This is a genomic window from Corallococcus sp. AB049A (assembly GCF_003668885.1).
Taxonomy (GTDB): domain Bacteria; phylum Myxococcota; class Myxococcia; order Myxococcales; family Myxococcaceae; genus Corallococcus; species Corallococcus interemptor.
This window is the reverse complement of record NZ_RAWL01000516.1, coordinates 1-5,589: the sequence shown is the minus strand read 5'-3', so window position 1 is coordinate 5,589 and position 5,589 is coordinate 1. Positions and strand designations below refer to the sequence as shown.

The 5,589-nt window shown below is 72.0% G+C and carries 5 protein-coding genes and 1 pseudogene; all 6 read right to left on the bottom strand.

What is annotated here, in order from left to right; translation table 11 throughout:
• Positions 1-1,072, bottom strand: a 1,072-nt coding sequence (locus D7X55_RS35000; protein WP_121725316.1) for a YscQ/HrcQ family type III secretion apparatus protein, incomplete at its 3' end; no start/stop codon positions are given.
• The gene (locus D7X55_RS34995) at positions 1,069-1,977 is read right to left on the bottom strand and encodes a flagellar hook-length control protein FliK (protein ID WP_121725315.1); all 909 of its coding nucleotides are present in this window, start codon (positions 1,975-1,977) and stop codon (positions 1,069-1,071) included. The genes D7X55_RS35000 and D7X55_RS34995, both read right to left, overlap by 4 nt.
• A gap of 36 nt (positions 1,978-2,013) precedes the next feature.
• Positions 2,014-2,502: a flagellar assembly protein FliH gene (locus tag D7X55_RS34990; RefSeq protein WP_120552728.1), complete on the bottom strand. Its 489-nt coding sequence runs from the start codon at positions 2,500-2,502 to the stop codon at positions 2,014-2,016.
• A 62-nt stretch (positions 2,503-2,564) separates the two neighbouring features.
• Positions 2,565-3,878, bottom strand: a complete 1,314-nt coding sequence (sctN, locus tag D7X55_RS34985) for a type III secretion system ATPase SctN (protein ID WP_120552727.1) — start codon at positions 3,876-3,878, stop codon at positions 2,565-2,567.
• Between the two features lie 18 nt (positions 3,879-3,896).
• Complete coding sequence (locus tag D7X55_RS34980) at positions 3,897-4,577, bottom strand: FliH/SctL family protein (RefSeq protein WP_121725314.1); 681 nt, start codon at positions 4,575-4,577, stop codon at positions 3,897-3,899.
• Positions 4,578-4,601: 24 nt separating this feature from the next.
• Positions 4,602-5,589 (bottom strand): annotated as a pseudogene (locus tag D7X55_RS43665) (hypothetical protein); the annotation flags it as partial.

Here is a 5,589-nt window from a genome sequence, read left to right as displayed (position 1 = left end):
ATGTGAATAAGAGACAGCCCTGGGGATTGCCCGGCTCGCCGGGGATGACGTCCGTGATGCGCGCCCGGTAGCGGCCGTTCTCCACGAACACGTCCGCCGCGAAGTGGCCGGTGCGGCCCAGGCCCAGCCGCAGCTGCGCCGTGCCCGGATCGCCCCGGTCCGGCCGCGCCGACAGCAGGTCCAGAAGCAGCACGTCCTTGATGCGCAGGGACGCCAGGTCCCGGGCGGACAGCTCCGCCACGCCAATCTCCGCGCGCAGCCAGTCTCGCAGCGCGGACAGGCGCCGCCCGTTGGCCTTCATGTCCTGCCGGCGGTGGTCGCGCCGCTGGGCGCTCTCCACCGCGGGCTCGGCCGCCTCCAGCACCGCCGACGGCACCACCAGCCGCACGATGCCGCGGTGCGAGCCCAGCACCGCGTTCAGGTGCACCGCCAGCATCGGGCCGTCCTCGCCCAGGCGGGCGGAGACCTCGTCCACGCCGCGCGCCACGCCGTCCAGCCGGGGCCGGGGGACGCCCGGCTGGAGTCCGGGCACCAGCTCCTTCAGGGCCTCCAGGACGACGTAGCCCATCACGCCCTCCTCGATGTCCGTCAGGGGCCGCAGGCCCACCGTCTCACCGGCGCCGCCCAGCAGCAGGTCCACCGCCGAGTGCGCCAGCGACAGCTCGATTTCGAGGATGACCCGGCCCTTGAGCGCGCCGGGGGCCAGCACCGCCAGGAAGGACGGGTCCCCCAGGAAGCGGCGCAGCTCCGTCATGGGGCGCGCCTGGGCGGACTCCACCGACAGGCGCACGTCCACGTCGAACAGCGCCTTGAGGCGCGCGCAGACCGTCTCCAGGGTGCCCGCGTTCGGCGTCAGCCAGCGCAGCCGCTCCGCCAGCTGGCCCTGCGTGCGCGACACCTTCTCCAGGTTCGTGAACATGAACGGCCGCCACGGCGACGCCGCCACGGGAGCCGGGGCCGGCGCCGGAGCCTGCTTCGGAGCCTGCGCGGGCTTCGGGGGTCCCAGCTTCCGGGTGTCGACCAGCATGGTGCGTTCGAAGACTCCGGGCTCGTCGTCCGGCTCCAGGCTCATGTCTTGGCCTCGAACCTCAGATTTTCAAGCGCCAGTCCCCGGCCGCCCAGGGCGCTGCGCAGGCCGTCGCTCTGCTCTTCCAGCATCTTCAAGGTGTCGCGGTCGCTGCCGCTGAAGGTGGCGGAGATCTTCCCGTTCTTCGCGCTGACCTTGATGGACAGGCCGTTGAGCACGTCGCCGCGCAGCTCGATCTGGAACTCCGCGTTGCCCGCGGCGTTGGTGCCCACGCGCACGCGCTCGACGATCTTCTGGGCGATCTCGTTCGCCATGGCGCGCAGCCGCTCGGAGCCCGCCGTGTCCTTGGGCTTGGCCACCGGCACCGGCGCCATCAGCGCGGGGTTGAAGCGGAAGCCCGCGGCGGCCATCTGCCCGCCCTTGTCGTCCTTGTCCTTGTTGCTGGCCCCGCCGCCCGCGCCCTTGCCGCCGCCGGCGTTGACGTCGATCTTCAGCTCGCCCTTCTCCTGGCTCAAGCGGCTGGCCTGGCCTTCGGCCTTGTTCATGTCGCTCTCGCGGACGTCCGTGGAGCGCTTCTCCTCCACGACCTCCGTCTTGCGGGCCTCTCCGCCACGGGAGGCGCCCTGCGACTCGGCGTTGCGCTGGGACTGCTGGGCGCTCCCGGTGGACTCGCCGGGCTTCGCGAAGGCGGTCTCCTTCTGGGCCAGCTTCTCGTCGAAGGTCTTGCCCTGGCCCTGAGCCAGGCGCGCCAGGACCTGCTTGCCCAGGGGCTGCTTCAGCTCCTGCGCCTGCTTCGGCAGGGCCTGCTCGGCCTGGCCCTGCTGGACCAGCTTGGAGAAGACGGACTCGCCCTGCAGGCGCTTCTGGGTCTTCGCCTCCGCGAGCTTGCGCTCCTGGATCATCCGCTCCGCCAAGCGCGCGGCATCGCGATCGTCATCAACTCGGCTCATGGCGTCTCTCCAGACTCAGCGGAAGGCGGCGGGAGGTTACTTGCGCTGCCGGGCCAGGAACAAGGCGCTGCCGATCTCCTCCTGCTGCAGCTCCTCCCGGTCCTGGCGCTCCTTTTTCACCTGCTTGACGAACTTCTCCTTGTTCTTCTCGATGGCCTTGAGCTCCTTGGCCGCCTCCGCCATCAACATGCGGCGCTGCTCCACCAGGCGGCCCGCCGTCCGGACGACCTCCTTCTGGTGCTCGATCTGGAGGGCGACCTGCGCCTCGTCGTCCTTCAGGCGCTCCTCGAAGCGGGCCATCATGTTCATGCCGTTGATGCCGGCGCCCTTGGCCATGATCTGCTGGAAGTACTCCTGGACCTTGGCCTTGCGCTCCTTGCGGCGGCGCTCCAGCTCCGCCTCCAGGCGCTTCTGCTCGGCCTCTTCCTTCGCCAGCGCCTTGACGGCGTCGGAGAAGGCCTGCTCGGCCTCCTCCTTCGCCTTCTCACGCATGTCCAGCAGGGACTGCAACCGGTACGGGGGCATGGTGGGGGCATCCTACCCAAAAACCGCCCCGTCCATGCAGGCTGGCCGGAAGGCGGCCCGCGTCAGTCCGCGAACAGGTTGATGAGCTGCTCCACGGTCTCCTCGTACGGAGAGTTGGAGTGGGTGTCCTGCTTGAGGAAGTCGATGATGGCGTCGTACTTCTCGATGGCGTAGTCCGTCCGGGGGTCCGCGCCGGCCTGGTAGGCGCCCAGCAGGATGAGGTCGCGCTGCTTCTCGTAGGTGGCGAGCGTCTCGCGCAGCTTGCCGGCGGCCTTCTTGTGCTCCTTGCTGACGATGCCGCTCATCACACGGCTGAGGCTCTGGAGCACGTCCATGGCGGGCCACTGGTTTCGCGCGCCCAGCTCACGGTTGAGGATGAAGTGGCCGTCGAGAATACCTCGGACTTCGTCGGCGATGGGGTCCTCCATGTCACCGCCGGCCACGAGACAGGTGTAGATGGCGGTGCACTTGCCCTTCGCCGAGTTGCCCGTGCGCTCCAGGATGCGCGGCAGCATGGAGAAGACGCTGGGCGGGTAGCCCTGACGCGCCGGGGGCTCGCCGATGGCGAGGCCGATGTCGCGCTGGGAGCGCGCCAGACGCGTCACCGTGTCGAGCATGAACAGCACGTTGCCGCCGCGCTCACGGAAGTACTCCGCGATGGCCGTGGCGACGTACGCGGCGCGCAGACGCACGAGGGCGGGCTGGTCGGACGTGGCGCACACCAGCACGGCGCGCTTCATGCCCTCCTCGCCCATGGCGTCCTCGATGAACTCGCGAACCTCGCGACCACGCTCGCCGATGAGCGCCACGACGCTCAGGTCGGCCTGCGTGTTGCGGGCAATCTGGCCCATCAGCGTGGACTTGCCGACGCCGGAGCCCGCGAAGAGGCCCACGCGCTGGCCCTCGCCCACGGTGAGCAGCCCGTCGATGCAGCGGACTCCCAGGGGCAGCGGCCGCTCGATGCGCTGGCGCGTGAAGGGGTCCGGGCAGTCGCGGTCCACGGGCCAGTCGATCAGGCCCTCCCCTTCCAGCGGCCTGCCGTCCATGGGCTCGCCGATGCCGCTGAGCACGCGGCCCAGGAGCGCGTCACCGCACTTGATGGTGAGCGGGCGGCCCGTGGGGATGCACTCGCTGTCCGGACCGATGCCGTACAGCTCGCCCAGGGGCATGAGCATGACCTCGTCGCCCACGAAGCCCACGACCTCCGACTTCATCAGGCCGCGCTGGCGGCTCTTGACGAGCACCACCTCGCCGATGCGCACGTTGGGCACGCTCGCCTTGATGACGAGGCCCGTCATTTCGGTCACGCGGCCGCGCACCCGGACGAGGGACGCTTCCTTGATGAGATCGTAGTAGCGCGAAAGGTCGATGGCCATGGCGGATTCCGGAAGGGCTCAGGGAGGGCCGGGCTTGCGCGCGGTGTCCGGCTGCAGGAGGTTCTGGAGCATCTCCAGCTGGGTGGGCAGCTGCGCGTCCACCGTGCCGTACTCCGTCTGCACGATGCAGCCCACGGGAGCGACCTCCGGGTCCTCCTTGATGGCCAGGTCCACCGTGCGGCCGATGAGCTCCATCAGCACGGGGCGCTTGGCGCGCAGCACCGCCGCCGTCTTCGGGTGCACGCGCAGCACCATGGCGCGCGCGTTGCGCAGGTTGTCGATGGCCGCGGCGCACATGTCCACCAGCAGCTCCGGCTCGCGCTCCAGGTCGCGGCCGAGGATCTTCTCCGCCATCTTCAGCGCCAGCGCGATGATGTCCTGCTCCTGGGACTGGAGCATCTCGCCGGCCTGCATCTTCGCGCGCAGGAGCAGCTCCGTGGCCTGGGCGATGCCCTCCTGACGGCCCAGGTCCTTCGCCTTGGCGAAGAGCTCCTCCTTCTCGCGCTGGGCCTCGGCGAGGATGCGCTCACGCTCGCGCTGGGCCTCCTCGATGATGCCCTGGGCGCCCTGGCGCGCCTCGAAGACCTCGGCGTTCATCACGCCCGCGCGAGGCGGACGCAGCGCCGGTCGCTCCGACGAGGCGACGGCCACGGACGACTCCGCCAACCCATCCCCCTTGATTACCTTGCCGATCGCCATGGGCCACTCCTTGGAGACCGGATGCTAGCGCGTTCCGCCGCGCGGTCCACGCCCTCCAGGGCCGCCCGCGTCATCCGGGCCCGGCCGGTCGCCGGGAGCCGGGCGCCGGCGGCCCACCTGGGTCCCCTCCGAGGACCGGGAGGAGGAAGCCTGGCTGGAGAGCACGCGCGGGGGACGCTCCGGTCCGCCCTCCGGTTCGGGGCGCACCGCGGGACGGGCGCCGGTGCGCGAGCGCAGCACCCGGGCCCCGTCCGTGGACTCGCCGGAGGGCTCTGGACGCCGGGGAGCGCGCTCCTCCGCGTCGGCGGGAGGCCGCGAGGGGCGCTCGGCCCGGACGGAGCGGCCTTCCGGCGCGTCCGGCTCCGGTGGACGTGACGCACCGCGAGCCCCCAGGCGCGAGGGCGGCGGGCCGATGCGGGCCCCTTCCGGATCCGGCCGGGCGGGACGAGAAGGACGGGGGGCATCCGGATCACGGCGGCTGGGCACGCCCCCGGTGGACGCGCGGGGCGCGGGCCCCACCGACGAGCCCCGCTCCACCGGCATGCGGCGCATCTGGGAGCCGTTCGCGTCCCCCTCCGGGGCCGCCATGGACGCTCGGGGCGCAGGGCCCCGCTCCACCGGCATCCGGCGGATCTGCGAGCCGCCCGCCTCCGCATCCGGCGGCGCCCCCATGGAGGGACGGGGCGCGGGCCCGCGCTCGCGCTCCACCGGCATGCGGCGCATCTGGGAGCCGTTCGCATCCCCTTCCCGCGAGGCCATGGAGGGACGTGGCGCGGGCCCCACCGACGAGCCCCGCTCCTCGCCCGGCGCCGGACGCGGACGTCCACCGGGGGCCGCGCCCGGTCCCGCGTCACGGCTGGACGCCGCACCCGCGCGACGGGCGGCGCGCTCCGCCATGAAGTCGCGCCGGGCACCGGCATCTCCCGCGGCCTCATCGGCGGCGGCGCCACCCCGCAGGGACTTGGGCGCCCGGAGCGCGGGCGCGCGCGACGGATCCGGCGCGGTGGTGCGC

What these genes read in the sequence shown, in the direction of transcription:
- D7X55_RS34995 (WP_121725315.1), bottom strand. Translation starts at nt 1,977, where the DNA reads ATGAGCCGAGTTGATGACGATCGCGATGCCGCGCGCTTGGCGGAGCGG.
- D7X55_RS34990 (WP_120552728.1), bottom strand. Translation starts at nt 2,502, where the DNA reads ATGCCCCCGTACCGGTTGCAGTCCCTGCTGGACATGCGTGAGAAGGCG.
- sctN (WP_120552727.1), bottom strand. Translation starts at nt 3,878, where the DNA reads ATGGCCATCGACCTTTCGCGCTACTACGATCTCATCAAGGAAGCGTCC.
- D7X55_RS34980 (WP_121725314.1), bottom strand. Translation starts at nt 4,577, where the DNA reads ATGGCGATCGGCAAGGTAATCAAGGGGGATGGGTTGGCGGAGTCGTCC.